Source organism: Bacillus halotolerans, from assembly GCF_001517105.1.
GTDB lineage: Bacteria > Bacillota > Bacilli > Bacillales > Bacillaceae > Bacillus > Bacillus halotolerans.
Map to the genome: position 1 here is coordinate 201208 of NZ_LPVF01000010.1, position 23891 is coordinate 225098.

25 protein-coding genes and 1 pseudogene are annotated in these 23891 nt (G+C 42.3%); 8 read left to right on the forward strand and 18 right to left on the reverse strand.

All coding sequences use genetic code 11. The features are described from left to right. Nucleotides 1-8 precede the first annotated feature (8 nt). Nucleotides 9-1163, forward strand: a complete 1155-nt coding sequence (locus tag AU387_RS11700; protein ID WP_059335758.1) for a site-specific integrase — start codon at nucleotides 9-11, stop codon at nucleotides 1161-1163. Nucleotides 1164-1275: 112 nt separating this feature from the next. Here the strand turns inward: AU387_RS11700 and glnA are convergent, their stop codons facing one another. The 5 genes from glnA to spoVK all read right to left on the reverse strand — a co-directional run bounded on the left by glnA (nucleotide 1276) and on the right by spoVK (nucleotide 6830). Next, nucleotides 1276-2610, reverse strand: coding sequence for a type I glutamate--ammonia ligase (glnA, locus tag AU387_RS11705; protein WP_059335759.1), 1335 nt, complete (start codon nucleotides 2608-2610; stop codon nucleotides 1276-1278). 57 nt (nucleotides 2611-2667) lie between these two features. Continuing rightward, nucleotides 2668-3075: a transcriptional repressor GlnR gene (gene glnR / locus AU387_RS11710; protein ID WP_010334345.1), complete on the reverse strand. Its 408-nt coding sequence runs from the start codon at nucleotides 3073-3075 to the stop codon at nucleotides 2668-2670. Nucleotides 3076-3184: 109 nt separating this feature from the next. Next, nucleotides 3185-4450, reverse strand: coding sequence for a methionine gamma-lyase family protein (locus AU387_RS11715; RefSeq protein ID WP_044155781.1), 1266 nt, complete (start codon nucleotides 4448-4450; stop codon nucleotides 3185-3187). Between the two features lie 17 nt (nucleotides 4451-4467). Beyond that, complete coding sequence (gene hflX / locus AU387_RS11720) at nucleotides 4468-5730, reverse strand: GTPase HflX (protein WP_059335760.1); 1263 nt, start codon at nucleotides 5728-5730, stop codon at nucleotides 4468-4470. A gap of 131 nt (nucleotides 5731-5861) precedes the next feature. Beyond that, the gene (gene spoVK, locus AU387_RS11725; RefSeq protein ID WP_044155785.1) at nucleotides 5862-6830 is read right to left on the reverse strand and encodes a stage V sporulation protein K; all 969 of its coding nucleotides are present in this window, start codon (nucleotides 6828-6830) and stop codon (nucleotides 5862-5864) included. A gap of 1187 nt (nucleotides 6831-8017) precedes the next feature. On the opposite strand from spoVK, the gene AU387_RS11735 reads away from it, so the two are divergent. After that, a complete protein-coding gene (locus tag AU387_RS11735; protein WP_059292729.1) occupies nucleotides 8018-8785 on the forward strand; it encodes an N-acetylmuramoyl-L-alanine amidase in 768 nt (255 codons plus the stop codon). A gap of 64 nt (nucleotides 8786-8849) precedes the next feature. On the opposite strand, the gene AU387_RS11740 is transcribed toward AU387_RS11735, so the two are convergent. The 10 genes from AU387_RS11740 to AU387_RS11785 form a co-directional block, all read right to left on the reverse strand. Continuing rightward, a complete protein-coding gene (locus AU387_RS11740; RefSeq protein ID WP_044155790.1) occupies nucleotides 8850-9470 on the reverse strand; it encodes a hypothetical protein in 621 nt (206 codons plus the stop codon). Nucleotides 9471-9518: 48 nt separating this feature from the next. Then, nucleotides 9519-10508, reverse strand: coding sequence for a class 1b ribonucleoside-diphosphate reductase subunit beta (gene nrdF, locus AU387_RS11745; protein WP_044155791.1), 990 nt, complete (start codon nucleotides 10506-10508; stop codon nucleotides 9519-9521). Between the two features lie 17 nt (nucleotides 10509-10525). Further along, on the reverse strand, nucleotides 10526-12628 hold the full coding sequence (gene nrdE / locus AU387_RS11750) for a class 1b ribonucleoside-diphosphate reductase subunit alpha (RefSeq protein ID WP_044155793.1): 2103 nt from the start codon (nucleotides 12626-12628) through the stop codon (nucleotides 10526-10528). Continuing rightward, on the reverse strand, nucleotides 12588-12980 hold the full coding sequence (gene nrdI / locus AU387_RS11755; RefSeq protein WP_044155794.1) for a class Ib ribonucleoside-diphosphate reductase assembly flavoprotein NrdI: 393 nt from the start codon (nucleotides 12978-12980) through the stop codon (nucleotides 12588-12590). The genes nrdE and nrdI overlap by 41 nt, the downstream gene beginning before the upstream one ends. Nucleotides 12981-13211: 231 nt before the next feature. Next, a complete protein-coding gene (locus AU387_RS11760; RefSeq protein ID WP_024121497.1) occupies nucleotides 13212-13442 on the reverse strand; it encodes a hypothetical protein in 231 nt (76 codons plus the stop codon). Nucleotides 13443-13523: 81 nt separating this feature from the next. Further along, nucleotides 13524-13796, reverse strand: coding sequence for a YmzC family protein (locus AU387_RS11765; protein WP_024121496.1), 273 nt, complete (start codon nucleotides 13794-13796; stop codon nucleotides 13524-13526). Between the two features lie 134 nt (nucleotides 13797-13930). After that, the gene (gene amyS, locus AU387_RS11770; protein WP_059335761.1) at nucleotides 13931-15481 is read right to left on the reverse strand and encodes an alpha-amylase; all 1551 of its coding nucleotides are present in this window, start codon (nucleotides 15479-15481) and stop codon (nucleotides 13931-13933) included. Nucleotides 15482-15649: 168 nt separating this feature from the next. Continuing rightward, a complete protein-coding gene (gene hfq, locus AU387_RS11775; protein ID WP_003221097.1) occupies nucleotides 15650-15871 on the reverse strand; it encodes an RNA chaperone Hfq in 222 nt (73 codons plus the stop codon). A gap of 39 nt (nucleotides 15872-15910) precedes the next feature. Then, entirely contained in the window at nucleotides 15911-16855 is a 945-nt protein-coding gene (gene miaA, locus AU387_RS11780; RefSeq protein WP_059335762.1) for a tRNA (adenosine(37)-N6)-dimethylallyltransferase MiaA, read from the reverse strand. A gap of 100 nt (nucleotides 16856-16955) precedes the next feature. Continuing rightward, nucleotides 16956-17333 (reverse strand): YmaF family protein, encoded by a 378-nt coding sequence (locus tag AU387_RS11785; protein ID WP_081638307.1) that lies wholly within the window; start codon nucleotides 17331-17333, stop codon nucleotides 16956-16958. Nucleotides 17334-17459: 126 nt separating this feature from the next. Here AU387_RS11785 and AU387_RS11790 point away from each other — a divergent pair, with 126 nt between their 5' ends. The 3 genes from AU387_RS11790 (at nucleotide 17460) to erbB (ending at nucleotide 18552) form a co-directional block, all read left to right on the forward strand. Further along, a complete protein-coding gene (locus AU387_RS11790; RefSeq protein ID WP_044155798.1) occupies nucleotides 17460-17711 on the forward strand; it encodes a hypothetical protein in 252 nt (83 codons plus the stop codon). Nucleotides 17712-17867: 156 nt separating this feature from the next. After that, nucleotides 17868-18185 (forward strand): SMR family multidrug efflux transporter EbrA, encoded by a 318-nt coding sequence (gene erbA, locus AU387_RS11795; protein WP_059335763.1) that lies wholly within the window; start codon nucleotides 17868-17870, stop codon nucleotides 18183-18185. Nucleotides 18186-18198: 13 nt separating this feature from the next. Next, a complete protein-coding gene (gene erbB, locus AU387_RS11800) occupies nucleotides 18199-18552 on the forward strand; it encodes an SMR family multidrug efflux transporter EbrB (RefSeq protein ID WP_044155801.1) in 354 nt (117 codons plus the stop codon). Nucleotides 18553-18564: 12 nt separating this feature from the next. Here erbB and AU387_RS11805 read toward each other — a convergent pair whose 3' ends face one another. The 3 genes from AU387_RS11805 to AU387_RS22080 form a co-directional block, all read right to left on the reverse strand. After that, nucleotides 18565-19020 carry an OsmC family protein gene (locus tag AU387_RS11805; RefSeq protein ID WP_059292734.1) on the reverse strand — a complete coding sequence of 152 codons (456 nt, stop codon included), beginning with the start codon at nucleotides 19018-19020 and terminating at the stop codon, nucleotides 18565-18567. A gap of 72 nt (nucleotides 19021-19092) precedes the next feature. Continuing rightward, entirely contained in the window at nucleotides 19093-19800 is a 708-nt protein-coding gene (locus AU387_RS11810) for a poly-gamma-glutamate hydrolase family protein (protein WP_059335764.1), read from the reverse strand. Between the two features lie 285 nt (nucleotides 19801-20085). Then, a complete protein-coding gene (locus AU387_RS22080) occupies nucleotides 20086-20319 on the reverse strand; it encodes a WYL domain-containing protein (RefSeq protein WP_044155805.1) in 234 nt (77 codons plus the stop codon). Between the two features lie 222 nt (nucleotides 20320-20541). Here AU387_RS22080 and aprX point away from each other — a divergent pair. The 3 genes and pseudogenes from aprX to AU387_RS11830 all read left to right on the forward strand — a co-directional run bounded on the left by aprX (nucleotide 20542) and on the right by AU387_RS11830 (nucleotide 23883). Next, a pseudogene (gene aprX, locus AU387_RS11820) lies at nucleotides 20542-21869 on the forward strand (serine protease AprX). A 144-nt stretch (nucleotides 21870-22013) separates the two neighbouring features. Further along, nucleotides 22014-22373, forward strand: coding sequence for a protein YmzB (gene ymzB, locus AU387_RS11825; RefSeq protein ID WP_059335766.1), 360 nt, complete (start codon nucleotides 22014-22016; stop codon nucleotides 22371-22373). 268 nt (nucleotides 22374-22641) lie between these two features. Continuing rightward, nucleotides 22642-23883, forward strand: coding sequence for a cytochrome P450 family protein (locus tag AU387_RS11830; RefSeq protein WP_059292736.1), 1242 nt, complete (start codon nucleotides 22642-22644; stop codon nucleotides 23881-23883). Nucleotides 23884-23891 lie beyond the last annotated feature (8 nt).

Consider the following 23891-nt stretch of genomic DNA (forward strand, 5'->3'; position numbering starts at 1 on the left):
AGGTAAATATGGCTACATTCAGAAAAAGAGGAGACAAGTGGGAATATCGTGTCTCCTTTAAAGACCCTTTTACTCTCAAATACAAAATAAAATCAAAGAGTGGTTTTAAAACAAAGAAAGAAGCTCAAAAAGCTGCTGCAGAACAAGAAAAGCAAATAGCTGCTGGATTTGAATTTGATACAGAAACCATATCACTTGAGCAATTTTTATTTAGTTGGCTACATGAATACAAAAAAGACACCGTTAGAAAGAATACATATGAACTCCACGAACGAAACATCAAGAATCATATTCTTCCTTACTTCAAAAACATCAAGATTACAGATATTAAACCTATTATGTATCAAAAATTCCTTAACTTTTTAACTGATCAGGGGTACAGCAAACGCACTGTGGAAATTATACACGGTACAATGTTTAATGCTTTTAGTAAAGCTGTCATCATAGGAAAATTAGCAAAAAACCCTTGTTACGGGGTCACAATATCAAATAAGAATGAAAAGAAAAAAGGTACACTCGAATACATGCTTTCTGAGGATATTCCGAAATTTCTTCAGGAAGCATATAAGTATAACTATATATATTACATCTTTTTTAGAACGCTCATAGAGACCGGTATGCGTAAAGGTGAAGCTGCTGCTCTTCAATGGACAGATATCAACTTAAGAGAGAATTACATAGACATTAAAAACACCCTAGATTTTTCTGCAAAAACAGCTGCTGAACTCTTCGGCGAAACTAAAACTTATGAATCCAAAAGAAGAATATCAATTGGCGCTTCCCTTTCTGCTGCTTTACAAAAACATAAGAAGTGGCAATTTGAGAATAAACAAATGTTACAGGATGATTATAAACATGATCTCAATTTAGTATTTTGCAGAGTTGACGGGAATTTTTTACCTAAGTCCACCCTTTTTAATGCGTTTAATCGTATTTTAAAGCGAGCTGACATAAATAAAATGCCTATCCACGCATTACGGCATACACATGCTGTTTTACTTTTAGAGTCAGGCGCTGATATGAAATACATTCAAGAACGTTTAGGACATAAAAGCATGATGGTAACTGCCGATGTTTATTCACATATTAGTAAGAAGCTTGACCAAAACCGAATAAAGGATTACGAGAAATACGTGTCCTCAATTGTGGAGTTAGATTCATAACTTCAAATTTTTTTGGTCATATTTTGGTCAAGGACCAAAAATATCGATCTCTTAATATTATGACCAAAATTTAAAAATCCCCTGACACCAATAGTGCCAAGGGATTGAGAGATTAATACTGAGACATATACTGTTCGCGCTCCCAAGGATGAACTTGTGTGCGGAACATATCCCACTCGATTTCTTTTGCTTCGATGAAGTGCTCGAATAGGTGCTCGCCTAGAGCTTTGACCATCACTTCGTTTGATTTGAATTCGTCTAATGCTTCAGCAAGTGTTGCAGGAAGGTCGACGATTCCGTTTTCCATGCGCTCTTCTTTGCTCATCACGTAGATGTTGCGGTCGATTGGAGCTGGCGCTTCTAGTTTGTTTTTGATTCCGTCTAAACCTGCAGCAAGCAAGACGCTAAGTGCTAGGTACGGATTCGCAGCTGGATCTACGCTGCGCACTTCAACACGTGTGCTGATGCCGCGGGAAGCCGGGATACGGATAAGCGGGCTTCTGTTTTGCGCGCTCCATGCAACGTAGCAAGGTGCTTCATAGCCAGGAACAAGACGTTTGTAAGAGTTCACTGTCGGGTTTGTTACTGCTGTAAAGCTTGTTGCATGCTTCACGATACCTGCAATGAAGTGTTTCGCTGTTTCACTTAACTGAAGATCTGCGTTTGCATCATAGAATGAGTTAACGCCATCTTTGAAGAGTGATAGATTGCAGTGCATACCTGAACCGTTCACACCGAACAACGGTTTTGGCATAAATGTCGCATGCAGACCGTGTTTGCGGGCAATTGTTTTAACAACTAGTTTAAACGTTTGGATGTCGTCACAAGAGCGGACTGCACCGGCATATTTAAAGTCGATTTCGTGCTGGCCAGGCGCTACTTCGTGGTGAGATGCTTCGATTTCAAAGCCCATCTCTTCAAGCTCAAGAACGATATCGCGGCGGCAGTTTTCTCCCAAGTCAGTTGGAGCTAAGTCGAAATATCCGCCTTTGTCGTTTAATTCAAGAGTCGGTTCGCCTTTTTCGTCTAATTTGAATAAGAAGAATTCAGGCTCAGGTCCTAGATTGAAATCACTGAAGCCCAGGTCTTCCATTTCTTTCAGAATCCGTTTTAAGTTGTTTCGCGGGTCACCTTCGAAAGGTGTGCCATCCGGATTGTAAATATCACAGATGAAACGTGCTACTTTACCTTTTTCAGCTGTCCATGGGAAGATAACAAATGTATTTAGATCAGGATACAGGTACATATCTGATTCTTCGATGCGAACGAAACCTTCAATAGAAGATCCGTCAAACACGACCTTATTATCAAGTGCTTTTGGAAGCTGGCTTACAGGAATCTCAACGTTCTTGATTGTTCCAAGAATGTCGGTAAATTGCAGGCGGATGTACTTGACGTTTTCCTCATTTACTAATTTTACGATATCTTCTCTTGTATACTTTGCCATTTCGTAAAACTCCTCCTCTAAAAGGTAAATGTATATAGCAAAACAGTTGCTAACGGATTAATGAAAGAAGCGGGACATGTCGCCTTGACGGAATGTATTTCCTCTTTGAAAACGGCCGGCTTGCATAAGCTCGTTTTTCAGGAGCTGTCTCAGTTCGTCATCAGACAGATCATGTTTCATTGGTTTCTTCGTCTTCTCATTTTGTTTCTGTTCCGGCTCGGCCGATGCTTTCGCCAGAATTTGTTTAATTCCTGCCATGTTTACACCTTGTTCAATCAGGTGTTTAATTTCTAACAGTTTATCTACATCGTGAAATGAGAATAATCGTCTATTTCCTTCGCTTCTAGCTGGAAATATCAGTCCATTTTCCTCATAATACCGAATTTGTCTTGCTGATAATTCGGTCAATTGCATGACAATTCCTATTGGAAATAAAGGCATTGAGCGGCGAATGTTATCACTCATCTCAATTTCCTCCTTTTCTTAACTTAGTTTCATTATAGGTGATGTTATATTTTGTGTCAATAACATGTAAGGATTCTTAACATGAAATTCAGTGAAAATTTTAAACTATTCAAATTAATTTCTTATCCATTAAAGAATCCACTGCACTGCATATGGCATTTTTCACATGCGCATAGGTTAATCCTCCCTGCACATACGCTACATATGGCGGGCGGATAGGGCCATCAGCTGATAATTCAATGCTTGCTCCTTGTATAAATGTGCCCGCTGCCATAATCACATCATCTTCGTATCCCGGCATGTAGGCTGGATAAGGCGTCACGTGGGCATTGATCGGCGATGCATATTGAATGGCCTGGCAAAAGGCAATCATCTTTTCTCTGTCGGAAAACTCAACGGATTGTATCAAATCTGTTCTTTTCGCATCCCATTTCGGGTTTGAAGTGAAGCCCAGTTTTTCAAGGAATCTCGCTGTAAACACCGCTCCCTTTAAGCTTTGTGACACAACGTGCGGCGCCAAAAAGAAGCCTTGATACATTTCCTGGAGCGAGTAAAGAGACGCTCCGGCTTCCCGGCCGATGCCCGGTGAAGTCATTCGGTATGAACAAGCCTCGATCCATTTAGATTTTCCAACGAGGTACCCGCCTGTTTTGGCAAGACCGCCTCCCGGATTTTTAATAAGAGATCCCGCCATGAGATCGGCGCCTACATGGCAAGGTTCCAGCTCTTCTACAAATTCTCCGTAACAGTTGTCCACAAATACGATAAGGTTTTCATTGATTTCTTTTACAAAGCGGATCATTTCTTTGATTTCACTAATTAAGAAAGAAGGACGATTGGCATATCCTTTTGAGCGCTGAATGCCGATCACCTTTGTCTTCGGATTGATAGCTGCAGCGACAGCATCGTAATCTATTTTTCCGTCTTCAGTCAGGTCAACCGCATTGTAGCCGATTTGAAAATCCTTTAACGATCCAGAATTTTCTCCGCCTCTGACGCCGACAATTTCTTCTAACGTATCATACGGCTTGCCTGTGATATAAAGCAGCTCGTCCCCCGGTCTGAGGACACCGAATAAAGCAATAGAAATCGCATGTGTGCCTGATATAATTTGAGGCCTGACAAGCCCGGCTTCTCCGCCAAACACATCTGCATAAATGCTTTCAAGTGTATCTCTTCCGATGTCATCATAGCCGTATCCTGTAGACGGCGTAAAATGAGTGTCGCTCACCTTGTGTTTTCTATAGCTTTGAAGCACTCTCCATTCATTGCGTTCACTGATTTCTTCTATTTGTTTATGAACGCCGGCAATTTCCGTTTCCACTTCCATTGCTGTTTTTTTTAATAAATCTCCGTGTGTTAAAGTTTCGAACATGTCCTTGTATTCCCTTCTTACATATACTTCTTCAATTCACCGATGATACCTTGCTCTTCTTGTACATATCCCGATATGTCGTACTGTTCGTTTTCTTCATTAAAATGAAAACGGTCAACCATCGTTTCGGATTTGATTCTGGAGAGAAGCTTGCCCTCACTTGCCGGTACCTGCGCTTCAAAAGGCGTTAACAGTTCTTGGCGCAAATAACGCTGGATGGTTTCCTTAAACTTTTCAGCATCCTCCTCAAATCTTGCACTGACCATGATATGATTCTTTCCAACGGACGGGATAAAGTCAGGCAGCTTTTGATCGCGTTTGTTATAAGCCGTCAGCACCGGGATATCATCTGCTTCAAGCTCTTCCAGCAAGCGAAGCACCGTTTTTTCGTGCCCTGTGTACTCCTCATTTGAGGAATCAATCAGATGCAGAATCACATCCGCTTCTTTTACTTCTTCAAGCGTTGAGCGGAATGCAGCGATCAGTGTCGTCGGAAGATCTTGAATAAATCCGACCGTATCTGACAGGAGCACGCTGTAGCCGCTTGGCAGCACCATTTTTCTGGTCATAGGGTCCAGCGTGGCAAACAGAAGGTCTTCTTCATAGCTGTCAGCGCTTGTCAAGCGGTTAAACCACGTTGATTTCCCCGCGTTCGTATACCCGACAAGAGCGATTTGCAGCACACCGTTTTTCTTTCTTCTTTCCCGATAGCGGCTTCTATGGCGAATGACAGCGGATAACTGCGTGTTAATTTCATGAATGCGATTTCTAATATGGCGGCGATCGGTCTCCAGTTTTGTTTCCCCCGGTCCTCTCGCGCCGATCCCTCCGCCTTGCCGGGAAAGGTTGATCCCCTGTCCCGTCAGACGCGGGAGAGCATACTGGAGCTGAGCCAGCTCGATTTGAAGCTTTCCTTCTCTTGTTCTTGCTCTTTTCGCAAAAATATCTAATATCAATTGCGTGCGGTCGATGATTTTTACTTCAATCGCAGTTGCCAAGGACTTCAGCTGGCTTGGTGACAGTTCATCATTAAAAATAAGAAGATCGGCTTCAAGCTCTTCAACGAGCGTCTTCAGCTCTTCAACCTTCCCTTTTCCTATATATGTAGCTGCGTCAGCCCGGTTTCGTTTTTGCGTGACGCTGGTCAATACCGTTCCATCTGCTGTTTTTGTCAGTGATGCAAGCTCTTCCATGGAATTTTCAAAATGTTCATCTGTGATATGCGGCAGCTGACATCCGACTAAAATGGCCTTTTCCTGTCTTATTTCTTGTTCGTTCAAATGGATGTTCCTTTCTATTGCATATTGGGCAGTAGTATTATCATACCAAACCCTGCATGTGTATACCACAAATCGATTGCTGTGAAAAGCAAGAAATACATTAGAAAAAAAGACCTCTCACAGGAAGAGGTCTATATCGAGCCAGCGGCGTCTTCTTTGATTGAAAGATCTTGGCTTTTAATGGTCATCAAATCGCTTTTTAAGTATTGGTCGCCCATTAGAAGTCTCATGGCTTGCGCTCTGATCGATTTTTCTATGACATTTCTGACAAAACGGCCATTGCTGAATTTAATGGGACTTGTTGTGCTTTTGACTGTCATTAAGTAATCCTTTAATTTCCATTCGGCTTCCTGACTGAGCTGGTATTCCCGCTCTGCGATCATTCGTTTCGCAATTTCCATAAGCTGATTGACGGAATAATCCGGGAAATCGATGGAGATGGGAAATCTGGATTGGAGACCGGGATTCAATGATAAAAAATGCTCCATTTCCCGTGAATATCCGGCAAGAATTAAAATGAATTCATGCTGTTTGTCTTCCATATGCTTGACGAGCGTGTCGATCGCTTCTTTTCCGAAGTCCTTTTCGCCGCCCCTTGCAAGGGAATAGGCTTCGTCTATAAACAAAATGCCGCCTAATGACTTTTTGATTAAATCCCTCGTCTTTTGGGCGGTGTGGCCAATGTATTCCCCGACCAAGTCCGCGCGTTCCGCTTCGATCAGGTGGCCTTTTGACAGTACGTTCATTTCAAAGAACAGCCGGCCGATAAGCCGCGCAACTGTCGTTTTCCCAGTTCCCGGATTTCCTTTAAACATCATATGCAGCGCTTGCTTTCCCACCTTCAAGCCCTGTTCCGCACGTTTTTGATTGACAAAAATCCAAGCGTATATTTCCTTAATGTTTCGTTTCATTTCCTCCATTCCAACCAGTGTGTTCATCTCTTTTTCTATTTCCTTCAAAATGCCGTGCTTAGCTTCGTTTTTTTGCAAAGCCGCTTGATATTCCGCCTCTGCCTCAGCGTTTGTCAGCACCTGCTTCTGTCCGTTAAGAATAATGTTGATCTGTCCGTTGTTTTTATAAGTCACAGCGCGCTCCAACATTTTCACCTCTCAGTTCTCTCTATATGATATTCAAGCGTATGCCTTATGTGACAAACGCCTATCATGTGTCGAAACAAATGCTTTTTTTCGGGAACAATGGGGAATCCTGCGCTTTCCCGAGAAATACTTTATTTCTTATTGTATTCACGAACAAAGGGTGGACAAACCAAGAGATTTTATTTTCAGCAAATTTGTTAGAACAATCAGCTATGAAGGTGATATTTCTTCGATGTATAACCTCAGTCATGATATTCTCAATGCCAGCCTCTGTTATTTATATTGAAAACAGTATATTGCGCAGATATGCTTGTGATGAGCTGAGGAGTTTGTGAATTATCAGATATATTTCCCTTTCACTTCAGTAGGTTGACATGAAAGTAAACCCGAGTCTGCATGAACGACGTCTACTTCAACAGCTAAGCTTCTCTCTTACTGTTCGTCAATTGTGACAGCTCTACTTTTGGTCCGTCGAATTTGATTTCTCCCTCCTCAATCAGGATGATCCGTTTACATAAACGTTCAACGTCATCAATTTGATGGGAGGTGAGAAGATAGGATGAAGAAATTTCTGTGTATTCTTCCTTTCGCAGGATATCTAAACCGATTGTCGGATCATCGAGAAAGAGGATTTTTTGGGTGATGTATAAAAACCAGCAACTTTTTGGAAGAAACCCGGGTAAACACCCGGGAAATCAACTTTCCTGAGAGACTAAGCCTAGGATGATGTCAAATCCCCATACTTCTTCAAATACAAATGCCAATAATCCGATGAAGAACTGGAGAGAAAATAATGGCACCGAGGAAAAGAGTGAGTATAAACGTTAACCCATGCGAACCATGAGGGATATTAATAGGAAACAAAAAGAATGTCTGAACGCTATTTCCATTGAGTACGTTCTGACTGACCTCCAAAACCACAGTCGGGCCGCAAAAAGACTGAAGCAGCATATGGATGTCATCATCATTTCCCCCTCCGCTTTCTGCTGAATTCGATTGAATAACCCCCTTTTTTAAGCCAATTAGAAGGCACACTTTTAGCAACCTTCCTGTCGCATCCTGTTGAATTGTGCGCTTTCCCGAGAAATAATTTTTCGGGTAATAGGGGTTATTTCCTCATTTTTCTGCCGGATGATAATCGTACAAGCAGAAGCCGTCTTTTTTCATATCCTGTAATGAGGTGATGGAGAATGGTTAAAATTTTTATTGATCCAGGTCATGGCGGGTCCGATCCAGGCGCAACAGGCAATGGTCTCCAAGAAAAAACGTTAACCTTGCAAATCGCTTTAGCTTTACGCACTATATTGACGAATGAGTATGAGGGTGTTACTGTGCTGCTGAGCCGGACAAGCGACCAATATGTCAGCTTAAGCGACCGGACAAATGCTGCAAATAACTGGGGAGCCGATTTCTTTTTATCCATTCACATTAATTCCGGGGGCGGAACAGGTTTCGAAAGCTACATTTATCCGGGAGTCGGAGCACCGACAACGACTTACCAATCAGAGATTCACTCTGAAGTCATACAAGCTGTCGACTTTTCCGATCGCGGTAAAAAAACAGCAAACTTTCACGTATTAAGGGAATCCTCAATGCCTGCCCTGCTTACGGAAAACGGTTTTATTGATACGGTTACTGATGCGAACAAGCTTAAAACGAGCAGTTTTATTCAAAGCTTGGCAAGAGGACATGCAAACGGGTTGGAGCAAGCCTTCAGCCTTCAAAAGACATCCAACTCAGGGTTATATAAGGTTCAAATCGGGGCTTTTAAGGTCAAAGCAAATGCGGACAATCTTGCAAGCAGTGCAGAGTCTAAGGGCTTTGACGCCATTGTGCTCTTAAAGGACGGATTATATAAAGTTCAGATCGGCGCTTTTTCTTCCAAAGATCATGCCGATGCCCTTGCTGCCAGAGCTGAGAATACCGGCTTTGACGCTATGGTCTTCCTAGAATCATAATACTGCTGCGGACGAGCATGCCTGATAAAAAAACCGGTTCCTCTTCATGAGAAACCGGGTTTTTTTATTCAAGAATGTCAACCACGAATTGCGACCATGTTTCCAGACGGTTATAAATGTCTGTTTGTTTTAGTTCAGAAATTTTCATCCATTTACCCGCGATTTGCTCTTTCTCTTTGACTTCCACATGTGAGCCTGGCTTTAATTGAAGCGCAGATAGAATACCGATATGCACTTTACCGACACTGTTGTCATCATCATTTATCAAACCTAATGTGACAATGGCCTGCTTATCTTCTTCTTCGATTTGCAGTTCTTCATCAAGCTCCCGGTCTGTGTTCAGCTTTAAGACCTCGGCAAAGGATGCAGCTCCTTCAATATGATTCATATGGCCGCCAAAGCCAAGAGAAAGCTTATTGTGAAGACGTGATTCTCCGCCGCCAGCCAGCCGCTCATAAAGGAAAACTTCATCCTCGCGTTTAATGACGACATAAGGAATCGGCTGTTTATAATGAGGATCTTCTTCTGCGTCTCCCCTTCTCATTTCAGAATAGGTCGCCTCAATTTGAGCCATAATTTCTGCTACTCGGGCATCTTCACTGTTTACGCCTTGAAAAGTCAATTTTTCTTTTTTAAACACTTCATCGCGCGGAGCGACCAAGATGATTTCATCCATTTTTCCCATGATTACTGCGTCCTCCTATTTCAACCTTCAAGCCGAAAAGAGCAGATATTATATCTGCTCTTTTTCATCATCAAAGAAAAAGTCATCATCTTTGATCGGCTCAACGGTCGCTTTTTTGTACCCGTTCCCCTTCATGGAGAAGAAGTCATGTGATTTTGTTTTTGTATTTAATCCGTTTAGAACGATCGGATTAATGTCTTCCTCTTCAAAGTAAGGATCAAATCCAAGGTTCATCAGCGCTTTATTCGCATTATAGCGGATGAACTTCTTGACATCGTGCGAGAGTCCGACTTGATCGTATAAGTCCTCGGTATACTCAAGCTCATTCTCATAAAGCTCATTCAAAAGGTCAATGGCAAATTCGCGAAGCTCTGCTTTTGTTTCTTCTGTCTGCTTATTGTAGATTTCTTGAGCGAGAAGTCCGACATAAACACCGTGAATCGCTTCATCACGAAGGATCAGGTTGATAATTTCACCGCTTTGCATCAGTTTTCCTTGTCCGTAGAAATATAACGGATAATAGAAACCGCTATAGAATAGGAAGCTTTCTAAATACACAGATGCAACCATTGCTTTGAACAGTGAAATCTCGTCATCTTTTTTAATCGCTTTGTAGAGTCCGACGATGATTTGCGCTTTTTTCTGCAAAAATTTGTTTTGTTTGACCCATTCGAATACTTCATTAATCGTTTCAGTCGGTGCCAGTGTCATGAAAATATTAGAGTACGATTTTGCGTGAACGGCGTTCTCCATCATCGCCATAAAATTCAGCACGGCTTTCCGCTGGTGGCCGTCTACGTGTTCAGCCACGATCGGCATTCCTGTATTCCCCTGCTCTGTATCAAGAAGAGTCAATCCGGCCAGTACCTTCATATACGTGTCTTGCTCGTTTTTCCCGAGGTACTTCCAAGTGAGGAGATCGCCGTTTAAAGCAATCTCTTCCGGAAGCCAGAACTGTTTCACATTTTGGTTATAGAACATTTGGGTAAAGTCGTCTTCATGCTTTGACCAGTTTGCTGCGTCATAAATTTTCGTCACTATAAACTCTCCTTTAATCAAACAACACAAGAAAGGCAGCTGTCTTGCCCAGTATCTTTCGTTCTTGCATAGTAAATGGTTTTAATTCCTCTGTGATGTGCATACAAATCAATCCGGTTTAAATCACGAGTCGTCATTGTATCTTTTAGGAACAATGTAAAGCTGATTCCCTGATCAACGTGCTGCTGGATTGTCGCGATCATATCTACGACTTTGAACATATCCATATCATAGGCTTCTTTGTAGAAGAACCAGTTATTAGATGCAAGCCCAGGCATTGGGTAGTACGTTTTTGAGTTGCCGTATGTTCTTTCTTCAATCCGTTCCATAATCGGCATGACAGATGCCGTGCTTGACTGAACGTATGAAATCGAGCCTGTCGGCGCAATGCATAATCTGTAGCTGTGATACATGCCGTGTTCAGCGACAAATGCTTTTAATTGTTTCCAGTCCTCTGTCGTCGGGATATGCATACCTTCAAACAGATTTGCGATTTTTTCGTATTTCGGCGAGAAATCAGCTGAAACGTATTTATCGAAGTATTCACCAGTTGCATAGGTTGATCCTTCATATTGATCAAACGTCTCGCCCTTCTCTTTTGCGATCTCTGCAGAACGCTGGATAGAGTAGAAGTTCACCATCATAAAGAATGTGTTCGCAAAGTCGCGCGCTTCTGGACTTTCATACGCGATGCCATTTTGCGCCAGGTATCCGTGAAGGTTCATAGCGCCGAGACCGATTGATTTCATCGCTTTGTTTGCCCGTCTTACAGCAGGTGCATTACGGATATCAGTCGTTTCAGATACGTGAGTTAAAGAATCAGTCGCAAGCTTAACAGTCTTTTCGATCGATTTGTGCTCCATCACGTTGAGAATGTTAAGCGATCCCAGGTTGCAGGAAATATCCAAGCCGATTTCATCTTCTACATCGTAGTCTGTGTAAGAAGAAACCTGAGATGCCTGCAGCACTTCAGAGCAAAGGTTAGAAAATTTCACCTTTGAAATATGATTATTCGCATGTACTTTGTTGACATTATCCTGGAACATGATGTATGGATAGCCTGATTCAGAACGAAGCACCGCCAGTTTTTCGAGCAATTTCCGCGGGTTGATTTTCTCTTTTTTCACCCGAGGGTTGTCGACGAACTTATCGTACATTTCATTCATGTCCATTTCGTCCATGTGCTGTCCGTACTCTTTATAGATGGTATGCGGATAGAATACATAAGCCGCTTTGTCCTCACGCGCAAGCTCAACGAACTTGTCCGGAATGACTACACCGATAGAAAGTGTTTTGACGCGCACATCCTCGTCGGCAGAAATCTTTTTCGTATCGAGAAAATCATTGATATCGCGGTGGAAAATGTTTAAATACGCCGCACCAGATCCTTGTCTTTGTCCCATTTGGTCAGCATAACGGAACGCGTTATCAAGAAGCTTCATAACGCCTACAACGCCTTTTGTGGCATTTTCAACATCTTTGATGGCTTCACCTTTCGCGCGAAGCTTGGACAGATTAAGAGAAACCCCGCCGCCCAGTTTAGAAAGCTGCATGGAGATATCGATCGCTCTTGAAATGTCATTTAAAGAATCATTGACTTCGAGCAAGAAGCAGCTCACCAGTTCTCCGCGGCGTTTTCTGCCAGCGTTCAAGAATGTCGGTGTGCTCGGCTGATATTCCTGATTGATCATCAGGTTGACATATTCTTTTGCTTTCTCAGTGTCGCCGTTTGCGAAGAACAGCGCAACAATTGAGATCCGGTCCTCATAACGCTCGAGGATTTTTTTCTTGTCATTCGTTTTCAAAGCATAGTCATTATAGAATTTAAACGCACTCATGAAGGAAGGAAAACGAAACTTCTTAGCGTAAGCTGTCTTAAACACTTCTTTAATGTCTTCAAAAGAATAAAGGCTTAAAAATTCTTCTTCATAGTATTGATTTTCAATCAAATAATCCAGCTTCTCTTTTAAATCGTGAAAGAATACTGTGTTTTGATTGATATAATCTACAAAATAGCTATGTACAGCCTCTTTATCCTTATCAAACTGGAATTTTCCATCTTTTTGGATCATGATTTCGTTATTTAACTGGATCCATTTTGGCACTTGATTTTGTGACAACTCTTTCTACCTCCTGAGTAAACAATTCAACGTCTTTAGATGTGCCGCTGAGTTCAAATTTGTGCAAAATCGGCACCTGATATTGTCTTGAAATGGTATCGGCGCTTTTCGCAAAGTTATCGCCCCATACTTTATTGCCGCTCGCAGCGACTCCTAATAAGAGATGGGCGTATTTTTCGAGAAATGATTGTGTTGATGCCGGTACCTGGCCGAAGTTTGTCGTGTAGGTGACCAAAACAAACGGAGTGTCCTGGTGGTCAATTTCGTCCACCTTGCGTATTTGCTGAAAGTCTATTTTATTCACAAAGCGCTGAACATTCCCTGTTTTTGAATCAAATATGATTTGTACCACGTTTTATCACGACCTATCAAAAAATATGAATCTCTCAACTACTAACACTATATATAGTATACTACCCTCTGGCAAAAACACAATATATAGATTCGTTTTAATAAAAAATTCATATTTTCTCTCTGGCACCCTCATCAGGGCCCAAAAAAGAGAGCAGAACGAGAATCATCTCTCATCCTACTCGAAGTGTCGTTTTTAAGCCGATGTATATCATAACATGAAAAAAACTGCTTAGTAGTCTAGATTTTTTTTTCTTATACTGTCACAGCATTTTTCGCTTTCGACTGTTTCTTCTATTTCTGCGTCAGCGCCGATTTCTTCTAAAACTGCCTTCAATGCGCTTATAATTGAGGCTTCTCTGATTAATTCTTTTCCATTAACAATAATACTCGTTCCATATTCATAGCAGGAATCGTCTTCACAGATTTCTTCCCAGTGATTGACAATAATCTTATGCTTCATCATTTCACCCTCTGTATGTTCTGTGTCAGTATTCAGTTTAGCGGCCTGCCTCTGCTTTGTAAAATTCCATGCTTGTGAATTTTATTCAAGCTCATCAGACGGAAACGCTTTTTTAAGCTTTACCTTGTTATCAGCCTCATTATACTCATAAATTTCTATATTGCCGTCATTTACGATTCCAAAATGATTATTTTCGAGCGGAAATGAACTTGGCTGGGGCGTTTCATAAGAATCTCCGCTATCTGTTTCAATTACTGTTTCATCCCTCCCGCACGCACCAAACAATAAGAACACAGCAATCCAGACAAGTGCAATTCTGATTCGTCTCAACTCCGCTTCAGATTCAGAAAACATTCGTTCACTCCTCTTACGTTCAATTTTTTACATTATATACACTTTCCTCCTTCTTATGTTCTCATTATAAAAAAGACCGCGCAAGATAAAAAACAAGAGAGGCTGCTGTGTTAGCCTTTCAGCCCCTCCCTTTCTTACTTCTGTACATAAATGGATACAGAACCTCCGTTTACATGAAACTCTCCCCATCCATCAGAATGAATCGTAACAGGATCGGAGCGGTTCCCAGTAATGTCATACCATGTCTCGCCGGCATTTTGCTTTCCGACGTACATCCTCTTTGACCCGCCAGGACCGTCTGTGATTAATGCAGCCAATCCTGATTGGGCGGCCGATTGATCACCTTCCCTCGTCCAGCCAATCACATCCTCATGGTCAAAATAATCATGCTGGGTCCCGTATGCATAATGTTTACGCGCTTTTAAAATGGGTTCTATTTTATTTTTGAGCGACGGAATTTCCCTTGACGATGAACCCTTTGTTCCATACATATCCCCATAGAAAACCTGCGGGTAACCAGCCTCTCTTGTTAAAATGAAGGCATAAGCGAGGGGCTTAAACCATGTTTGTACAGTCGACTCCAATGATTGCCCCGGCTGTGTATCATGATTTTCCACAAATGTTACCGCTTGCATCGGATGCTTCGATACGACAGTGCCATCCAGCAAATGTCTCATATCATAGCCGCCCCCCTGTGAGGATGCAGCCTGCAAATGATAGTGAAGCGGGACATCAAAAACAGATTGCTTAAAATCAGTTTTATTCAAATAGTTTTCGAGCTCGTTCAGGTTATTTTGCCAATACTCTGCAACTGTAAACATTTCCTTTCCTGTTGATTGTCTGACTGCCTTTACCCATTCACTCAGAAAAGAAAATTTAATATGTTTAACAGCGTCGAGCCGAAAACCGTCGAGTTGAAGCTCGTTTGCATACCAGGTACCCCATCTTTTCGTTTCTGCGACAACATCTGGATGATCATAGTCGACGTCTGCATACATCAAATAATCGTAGTTGCCGTTTTCCCTTGATACTTCCCAATCCCATGCCTTTCCATCCCCTTGAAACTTATAGATGCGGTTCAGCTTTCGGGATTCGTCCCAATCCGCTCCGTCGAAATGGTACCAATGCCACTTAAAATCGCTGTACGTGCTTCCGCGGCCCGGGTAATGAAAGCCTGTCCATGCTTTTATTTGATACTCTCCTGATGTTTCCTGATTTCTATCGTTTGGATTCACTTCGACCGCGGTTACATCTTCCGTTGCATCCGCGCCTGCCTTATGATTCAAAACAACATCACCGTATACTTGGATGTTTTGCGAATGCAGGGAGCTGATCGCTGACTGAAGCTCCGGTTTTGTACCGTATTTTGTGCGCATCGTCCCTTTTTGCTGAAATTCTCCTAAATCGTACAAATCATATGGGCCATATCCATTGTCAGATTGACTCGTTCCTTTGTATGCAGGCGGAATCCATACAGCAGTGATTCCAATTTCAGATAAATGCCCCGCATCTCCTTGCAAGCGTTTCCAATGTAGTCCGTCATTAGGCAGGTACCATTCAAAGTACTGCATCAGCGTGCCATTTACGCTTGCAGCCCAAGTTTTAGATACCGGCAGCGTGACAAACAGTAGTGTTAAGAAAAACACCAGACCCCATGATATGGCACGTTTTCGTTTGTGATTCATTTCCCTCTCCCCTTTCCAGCATGATCACAAATCATTGTACAACAATAGGAGTTTTACACAAATAACCAATTTCCTATATTTTTTGTAATCTCTATAGGAACTTCTGCGACACAAAAAACCTCGGGCTTTCAGCCCGAGGTTTTTCTATTTCGTTTTTATCTTTATGGTCTATTCTAATTCAAGCTGGACGTTTTTTTGCGGTGCAAAAGTCGAGATCGCATGTTTATATATAAGCTGCTGCTTACCTTCCGATTCTAGCAATACGGTAAAGTTATCAAAGCCTTTCACCTGGCCGCGCAATTGAAAGCCGTTCAGTAAAAAAACAGTGACATACGTATTTTCTTTGCGGATTTGATTCAAAAACTGATCCTGAATATTAATCGGTTTCATGTTTCGTCCTCCTTGATTCTCTATATCATACAGTTTCGATTAAAGTTGCAGTTTTCCTGCTATATGTGTGAAAATTTCCTTTTTTTTCAGCTCCATATCAACAGGCGGGGTCATATCGAACCAGTCAACCGGCATTTTGTTGCGAAACCACGTCAGCTGGCGTTTCGCATACCGTCTGGAGTTTTGTTTTAATTGCTCGACAGCCTCAGAAAGTGTCACAAATCCGTCAAAATATGCGTACAGCTCCTTGTAGCCGATTGCCTGTATCGATTGACAGTCTCTCAATTTTCGATCGTAGAGCTGTTTCACTTCCGGCAGAAGTCCGGCTTCCATCATCAGATCAACTCGCTGATTAATCCTGTCGTAAAGCGTGTCTCTGTCCATTGTAAGCCCGATTAATACAGCATTGTACAGCAGCTCCCGCTTTTGCTCTTTTAAATGCTGTGACATCGTTTTACCAGATGTATGTAAAATCTCCAGTGCGCGAATTACTCTTCTTGTATTATTCGGATGAATCGCTTTTGCTGCCTCCGGATCAGCCGCAGCCAGCTTAGCATGAAGGAATTCAGCTCCCTCCTGCGCCGCAGCCTTCTGCATTTCTTCCCGAAACGTCGGATCGTTCGCCTCTTCCGTAAAGGTATAATCGTAAAGGACGGATTGAATGTAAAGCCCCGTACCGCCTACAATCATCGGAAGATTTCCTTTTTTTGCGATTTCGCTGATTTTATTTCTGACCAAACCTTGATAATCCGCGGTGGAAAAAGAATCTGCCGGGTCTAGAATGTCAATCAGATGATGCGGCACACCTTCTGTCTCCTGTTCAGAGATTTTAGCTGTCCCGATGTCCATTCCTTTATAAACCTGCATGGAATCTCCGCTGATAATTTCCGCGTTCAAATCCTTAGCAAGCTGAATGCTTAAATTGGTTTTCCCCACTGCCGTTGGTCCGACTAATATGACAACGGGCTGTTTGTTATTTTTCACTATGTATCACTCTCTTTTACAAATCTCCCCCCATTATAACATTCATCATATATAACCACCTATCCATTTTGCCCTTTTTTTGCAGCAGTAAACATCTCTTCTACCAGCCAAGAGGCTCATTTCCGACGATTTCCCGTGTCTTGCCTTTCAAATGATGGCGATGCGTTTTTTTGCTGTGATTTCGGGGATCGTACACAACGCCTCCGTAACGGATCTGAATCGGCTCGTTATAAGCGAGATAAGTATTTTCTTCAATTTCGTGATAATGTGTGCCGTCAGCCCTGGGAATGGCAGGGCCCGAGATCCCGTAATAGCGGTGGAAATGGCCATTTTCAAACGAAGTAATCCCAGTGAAGTAGTGTGTATGGCGATCCGTATTCGTTCCGTTTGCCGGCTGAGTAAAACCTTCAATGATATGATAATGCCCCTGTTCACTGGTTGTTTTAGCACGATAAGCATGTACGTGAGGCGGCGCCATGGCCCAGTCAGACTGATACAGGCCCAATCAATTCACTCTCCTTCTTTTTCAGCTGAACGCCCAATCAAATTTGGGTAGGCTGAATACACTGCATCATCTACACTTTATTATTGGAGGAAAGAAAAAATGAACGAAGTGGAATATTTCACTGACGAAAATGATGCAAGAATCTTTGGCAGACCAGGGTTCGGCTACGGCTTTGGACGGCCAGGTTTTGGATTTGGAAGACCTGGATTTGGCTATGGCTTTGGACGGCCGTTTGGATTTTACGGAGGACCTTTTTTTGGCGGGCTGGTAGGCGGACTTGTAGGAAGTGCTTTATTTAACCCTTATTTTTATGGCGGATATCCTTATCCCCCGTACCCATATTACTACTAAACCCGGCAGACCCCTTATAAAAGGGGTCTTTTTTATCCCCCGAATCTGAGTTGAAATGAATCTCTTGACTCATACATAGGTTTGCACTAATATTTTTCTAGCTGATGATCTTTTCATTACCTTACATTTATCATATTTTGAGTGAGGAGGATTACGATGTTGATCGGATACTTATTCCTCACAATTGCCATATGCTCAGAATCAATCGGAGCGGCCATGCTGAAAGTGTCTGACGGCTTCAAAAAGTGGAAGCCGAGTGCATTGGTCGTGATTGGTTATTCCCTTGCCTTTTATATGCTGTCGCTTACTTTAAACCGCATCCCTCTAAGCCTTTCATATGCGACATGGAGCGGCGTGGGTACCGTGCTGACGGCCGTTATCGGGGCAAAATTTTTCAAGGAAAAACTGAATGTAAAAGGATTTATTGGGATGGGTCTATTAATTTCAGGTGTCGTGCTGCTTAATTGGCAGTAAGGGAGTGTTGTATATGAGAGGATTTCTTTATTTGGCTCTTGCCATATTATCTGAGGTATTTGGGAGCACAATGCTCAAACTCTCCGAAGGTTTTACGCAATTCTGGCCTATTATCGGAGTGGCTGCCGGATTTCTGTCCGCCTTCACATTTTTAAGCTTTTCTTTAAGAACCATAGACTTATCAAGCGCTTACGCCACTTGGTCCGGTATCGGGACGGCGCTTACAGCGGTAGTCGGTTTTTTGCTTTTTGGCGAAACCATCAGCTTGAAGGGTATATTTGGGCTGACACTCATTATTGCAGGCGTTGTGCTGTTAAATCAGTCAAAAGCCCCTAATAAAGAAAAAAAGCAGACGGCCTGTCAGTGACCGTCTGCTTTTTTATGATTGCTCAGAAATTTTTACAGCAGCTTCTAGCTGCAGTTCGACGTTTCCTTGAATGGCTCGTGAGATCATGCAGGAAGATTCCGCTTTTTCACAAAGCTTGCGGGCTAACGCAACGTCTTCTTCTGAGGCATCGTGTCTGAGGACTACTGCGGGGCGGTGAATGATTTTTTTGTATGTAAAGATCCCTCTTGTCACATCGACTATGCCTTCTGATTCCATCTGCAGATCTTCTTTTTCCAGTCCGCTTCTTTCCATCATAGCAGCAAGCGTAATAATATAACAGGTTGCCGCTGCCCCAAGAAGCATTTCATCCGGGTTGGTCCCCTCCCCCGGTCCGTCCATTTCTTTAGGAATAGAAATAGACGTGATGAGATTGCCGCTTTCGATTGTGCCGACATCATTGCGTTTTCCCGGCCAATTCGCTTTTAAATAAAAATGATGATCTGCCATTTGATTGCCTCCTTCATTGGATTCCATTTCAAGTCTACTGATCTTCCTTAATTTTGTCCTCTGATTTGCTTATTAGGAATATTCTTTTTCAAGTACATGTTTTATCGCCCGGACATAAGAGTAGAATTCACTGGTTTTCGTGTATTTCCTATCTTTATAGTAAAAATCATCAAAAAAGGCTTCTCTCTGTTCACGGCTGATTTCCAGCTGGATACTCAGCCCGGTTTCCCCCTGGTTATTAATGTTATCTGCACTTAATCCTGCAAGGCCGCTTTGAGAGGACGCTAATTCAGCGGAAAACCCTCTTTTTTCAAGAGCTCTGACAATCATTTTCGCCCGCTTACGGTCTGTTCCTCCGACAAGTGTATTTTTCTTTTCTCCTTTATATCCGTGAAAAGCGACAACGTACTGGTGCTCCTTGATCTTCTCTTCAGCCAATGACTCATCAAAGTTGGTGCTTGTAATGTGCAGCGTTTGATTATCATGTGACTTTAAGCCCTCAAACAGGTAAGTCGAGTAGTCATCGTTGAAATAACGCACAAGCTCACTTACTCCGCCTTCAATTCTTCCGCCGTGCGGAGACATGATTAAAATTTTGCTCCCTTTTTTCTCTTGATAAGAAATATCATAATCAGCAGGGTCCTCATTCTCTGCCAGACTGCTGAAATTTGAATATGTATCCGGCTGGTTAGATGGTTCAGGTTCTAATGAGTAATGAACATATCTTATGAATAAGACTATGGCTAAGACGAATATGACATTTAGTAAAAATCTTCTCATGTTAAACTCCTTTCACAAGAATGGCAAGGTTCATTATATGAGGTATAGTCAATAGGTTTTATCTTACCATTGTATACACCATATCATCAGTGAAAAAGTTCCCGGTTTCAAAAAATCAATTGAATGTCACATTTATCAGCGGTTATATTCAAATATCAGTGAAAAAAGATTGAGAGGAAAAACAGAAAAGGTAGGAATAACCTCACTTGGTAATTAAATGTATAGAGGAATAAGGAAGGTTTTACTAAAAACCAGGCTGTCCGGGATGCATAAGCGGACAGCCTGTTATAGTCCTGCGAACCAGGGTTCTTGCTTCCTTGTTCGCACAAAGTCACAGGAGAGGATAGAGTCCAATAAAAACGTTCTGATCTGATGGTTCGTAAAACAAAAAGCTTTAATTTGTGTTTTGCTTTTCTGCCTGACGATAATCGTTCTTTTTGTTATGGTGCCGTCTTTCTTCATATATATAATGCTGATTGGTATCTGATCTTCCAAAGACCGGCGTAAGAAGATATTCATACGAGTATCGCTCCCTCCTGTTTGATATATATAAATGATAATACGAACAAACGTTCTTTTTCAATACCCAATGATTAACAGTACACATGATTCTTTCGTATCAGATTCAAAAGATTCATAAAAACAAACTCTTGTCCGCCTCCTCTAAAGGACAAACAAACTTACCAAACATACGATCCACTCATAGAGTATACAGAGAACTTCATAATAGGAGGAAAATCGATGTTTGGCTACTCTATGGTACAAATGGTGAGAGCAAACGCTCATAAGCTTGATTGGCCGTTGCGTGAAAGCGTCTTGCAGCTCTACAAGCCCTTCAAGTGGACTCCTTGCTTTTTACATCAGTTTTTTGAAACAAAATTAAAAAACAGAAAAAAATGTCGGTCATCATTGAATTCGAGGAAGGCTGCCATGAGGCCGGCTTTCAAATGGCGGGACAGGTTTTACAAAAAGAAAAACGCAGTAAGCTAAAAAACCGTTTTAACAAAATCAATTGCTGCAGCGCAGAGGTTACCCCTTCAGCATTGCATTCTCTTCTTTCTGAATGCAGCGATATTCGCAAAGTGTATTTAAACCGCGAAGTCAAAGCGCTTCTTGACACAGCAGCCGAAGCAAGCCATGCAAAGGAAGTCGTCAGACGCGGGCAAACCTTAACCGGTAAAGGCGTTACAGTCGCAGTCGTCGATACAGGAATCTACCCGCACCCTGACTTAGAGGGAAGAATTATTGGATTTGCCGATATGGTAAACCAAAAAACAGAGCCGTATGATGATAATGGACATGGCACACACTGCGCAGGTGATGTCGCAAGCAGCGGCGCGTCATCTTCCGGCCAATACCGCGGACCTGCACCGGAAGCCAATTTAATCGGAGTAAAAGTGCTGAACAAACAAGGTTCAGGCACGTTAGCGGACATTATTGAAGGCGTCGAATGGTGTATTCAATATAATGAGGACAATCCGGATGAACCAATTGATATTATCAGCATGTCCCTTGGCGGCGATGCGCTGCGTTATGACAATGAACTGGAAGATCCATTAGTCAAAGCAGTTGAAGAAGCTTGGAACGCCGGGATTGTCGTCTGTGTTGCTGCCGGAAATTCAGGCCCTGATCCGCAGACAATTTCAAGCCCTGGTGTAAGCGAAAAAGTCATTACTGTCGGCGCGTTTGACGATAACAATACAGTAAGCAGCGAAGATGATACAGTTGCTTCTTTCTCAAGCCGCGGACCGACTGTATACAGGAAAGAAAAACCCGATATTTTAGCACCAGGCGTAAACATCATTTCCCTTCGCTCACCGAATTCATATATCGATAAGCTGCAAAAATCAAGCCGTGTAGGGTCTCAGTATTTTACAATGTCGGGGACATCAATGGCAACGCCGATCTGTGCGGGAATCGCCGCCTTAATACTCCAGCAAAATCCAGATCTTACGCCGGACGAAGTGAAAGAGCTGCTCAAAAATGGGGCTGATAAATGGACAGGCGAAGACCCGAATATTTACGGTGCCGGAGCAATCAATGCTGAGAAAGCTATTCCTGGTGAATAAGATTTCATGATCTTCGTGAACACTGCTGGTTCGTTAAAGGGTCAGCAGTGTTTTTAGCATACATAAGCCGGTATATCCCAGCAGAGTGTAAAACATAAAACAATTGGGAATAGTTACAGTATAGATCAAAAGGAGGAATGACTGATGGCACTCAACAACATTGATCTTTCTGAATGGTTGAGAGAGCGGATCGGCCAGACGCTTGATATTAGAAAAGGCGAACTGACCAATAACCAAGACGAGATTTCAGATTTGGATCAGATTGTTCTTCACCTTCAAAAAGTGGGCATACGCAGCGCAAACCACCCTGACGACTATGTTGCAAATGACGAACTCGTCCTGGAAGGCGAAGGAACAACCTTTACTGAAGCTGGGGACGTACCGCTTCCGCAGAACGCTTATGAAATTCCTTTATTAGGGGATATTCACATTCACCAAGAAAATGGCGGATTGAAGGTACTGACAGATCGTGCGGTATATACTATTGATGTACAAAACAAATGAAGAAACTTTTCACCTGGTCGAAAGAATACAGCGCCTTTGAAATTGCTCCAAAGGCGCTTTTTTGCATGGAACCATTTCCTTACCCGCAAGCCGATATTTTCGTTCCAAAACTATTGAACGGCACCTAAAATAGATATATAGTTTTAGACATAACAGGTTGTCGTTTCCAATGAAATTCTGTTATACAGATTGCGCAAAGCTTTCTTTTACATCTGGTCTAAACTGAATAAATGCATCTGTCTTAATCTATTAGGCGAGGAGAATGAAAATGGAAAATTTGATGTTTCATCCGCATGCTAAAGAGTTTCATGAAAACCCCTTTTCAGTTTTAGGCCGTTTTAGAGAACACGCACCCATTCATCGATTCGAATTACACCGTTTTGGAAGTACATATCCGGCGTGGTTAATCACCCGTTACGATGATTGCATGGCATTTCTTAAAGACAACCGAATTACAAGAGACGTTAAAAACGTAATGAGCAAAGAACAAATTGAAATGCTCAATGTCAGTGAAGACGTTGATTTTGTATCAGATCATATGCTGGCAAAAGACACACCTGACCATACTCGTTTAAGGTCACTGGTTCACCAAGCATTTACCCCCCGCACCATTGAAAATCTACGCATCAGCATCGAACAAATTACTGAACGATTGTTAGATGAAATGGAAAAAGAGAATGAAACAGACTTTATGGCATCCTTTGCCTCTCCGTTACCGTTTATCGTGATTTCTGAAATGATGGGCATACCGAAAGAGGATCGGGCACAGTTTCAAATATGGACCAATGCCATGGTTGATACTTCAGAGGCCAACCGAGAACTGACCAATCAGGCTCTTCGGGAGTTTAAAGACTATGTTGGCAAGTTAATTCAAGAAAGAAGAATACAGCCAAAAGACGATTTGATCAGTAAACTTGTGCATGCTGAAGAAGACGGCCAAACGTTAAGTGAAAAAGAACTTTACTCTATGCTGTTCCTTTTGGTGGTAGCAGGACTTGAAACGACGGTTAACTTAATCGGTTCTGGCACCCTTGCATTGCTTCAGCACAAGGAAGAATTAGAGAAACTGAAACTGCATCCTGAAATGATAGATACAGCCGTTGAAGAATTGCTGCGTTACACCTCCCCTGTCGTTATGATGGCAAATCGGTGGGCCATTGAAGACTTCTCCTACCAAGGCCATTCTATCAAAAAGGGAGACATGATTTTTATAGGAATCGGTTCTGCCAATCGAGATCCTGAACGATTTGAAAATCCAGAAACATTCGATATAACCAGAACACCTAATCGGCATATCTCTTTCGGCTTTGGGATACACTTCTGTTTAGGAGCGCCGCTGGCAAGATTGGAAGGACAAATTGCGTTTAACGCACTGCTGAAACGATTTCCGCAAATTGAACTTACGGTAACGCCAGAAGAGTTGAAATGGAGAAAAAATGCTTTTTTAAGAGGATTAGAAAGTCTTCCGGTCTCACTTGCAAGGAAAGATTCACTTTCACACCTCAGCTGATTTCTTCC

Coding starts and splice junctions, on each gene's coding strand:
- hfq (WP_003221097.1), bottom strand. CDS start 15,871: ATGAAACCGATTAATATTCAGGATCAGTTTTTGAATCAAATCCGCAAA.
- amyS (WP_059335761.1), bottom strand. CDS start 15,481: ATGAATCACAAACGAAAACGTGCCATATCATGGGGTCTGGTGTTTTTC.
- glnR (WP_010334345.1), bottom strand. CDS start 3,075: ATGAGTGATAACATTCGCCGCTCAATGCCTTTATTTCCAATAGGAATT.
- AU387_RS11790 (WP_044155798.1), top strand. CDS start 17,460: ATGAACGAAGTGGAATATTTCACTGACGAAAATGATGCAAGAATCTTT.
- AU387_RS11805 (WP_059292734.1), bottom strand. CDS start 19,020: ATGGCAGATCATCATTTTTATTTAAAAGCGAATTGGCCGGGAAAACGC.
- AU387_RS11830 (WP_059292736.1), top strand. CDS start 22,642: ATGGAAAATTTGATGTTTCATCCGCATGCTAAAGAGTTTCATGAAAAC.
- spoVK (WP_044155785.1), bottom strand. CDS start 6,830: ATGTTGGAGCGCGCTGTGACTTATAAAAACAACGGACAGATCAACATT.
- erbA (WP_059335763.1), top strand. CDS start 17,868: ATGTTGATCGGATACTTATTCCTCACAATTGCCATATGCTCAGAATCA.
- AU387_RS11735 (WP_059292729.1), top strand. CDS start 8,018: ATGGTTAAAATTTTTATTGATCCAGGTCATGGCGGGTCCGATCCAGGC.
- AU387_RS11740 (WP_044155790.1), bottom strand. CDS start 9,470: ATGGGAAAAATGGATGAAATCATCTTGGTCGCTCCGCGCGATGAAGTG.
- ymzB (WP_059335766.1), top strand. CDS start 22,014: ATGGCACTCAACAACATTGATCTTTCTGAATGGTTGAGAGAGCGGATC.
- AU387_RS11785 (WP_081638307.1), bottom strand. CDS start 17,333: ATGGCGCCGCCTCACGTACATGCTTATCGTGCTAAAACAACCAGTGAA.
- AU387_RS11810 (WP_059335764.1), bottom strand. CDS start 19,800: ATGAGAAGATTTTTACTAAATGTCATATTCGTCTTAGCCATAGTCTTA.
- AU387_RS11715 (WP_044155781.1), bottom strand. CDS start 4,450: ATGTTCGAAACTTTAACACACGGAGATTTATTAAAAAAAACAGCAATG.
- AU387_RS11700 (WP_059335758.1), top strand. CDS start 9: ATGGCTACATTCAGAAAAAGAGGAGACAAGTGGGAATATCGTGTCTCC.
- glnA (WP_059335759.1), bottom strand. CDS start 2,610: ATGGCAAAGTATACAAGAGAAGATATCGTAAAATTAGTAAATGAGGAA.
- erbB (WP_044155801.1), top strand. CDS start 18,199: ATGAGAGGATTTCTTTATTTGGCTCTTGCCATATTATCTGAGGTATTT.
- AU387_RS11760 (WP_024121497.1), bottom strand. CDS start 13,442: ATGAAGCATAAGATTATTGTCAATCACTGGGAAGAAATCTGTGAAGAC.
- AU387_RS11765 (WP_024121496.1), bottom strand. CDS start 13,796: ATGTTTTCTGAATCTGAAGCGGAGTTGAGACGAATCAGAATTGCACTT.
- AU387_RS22080 (WP_044155805.1), bottom strand. CDS start 20,319: ATGAATATCTTCTTACGCCGGTCTTTGGAAGATCAGATACCAATCAGC.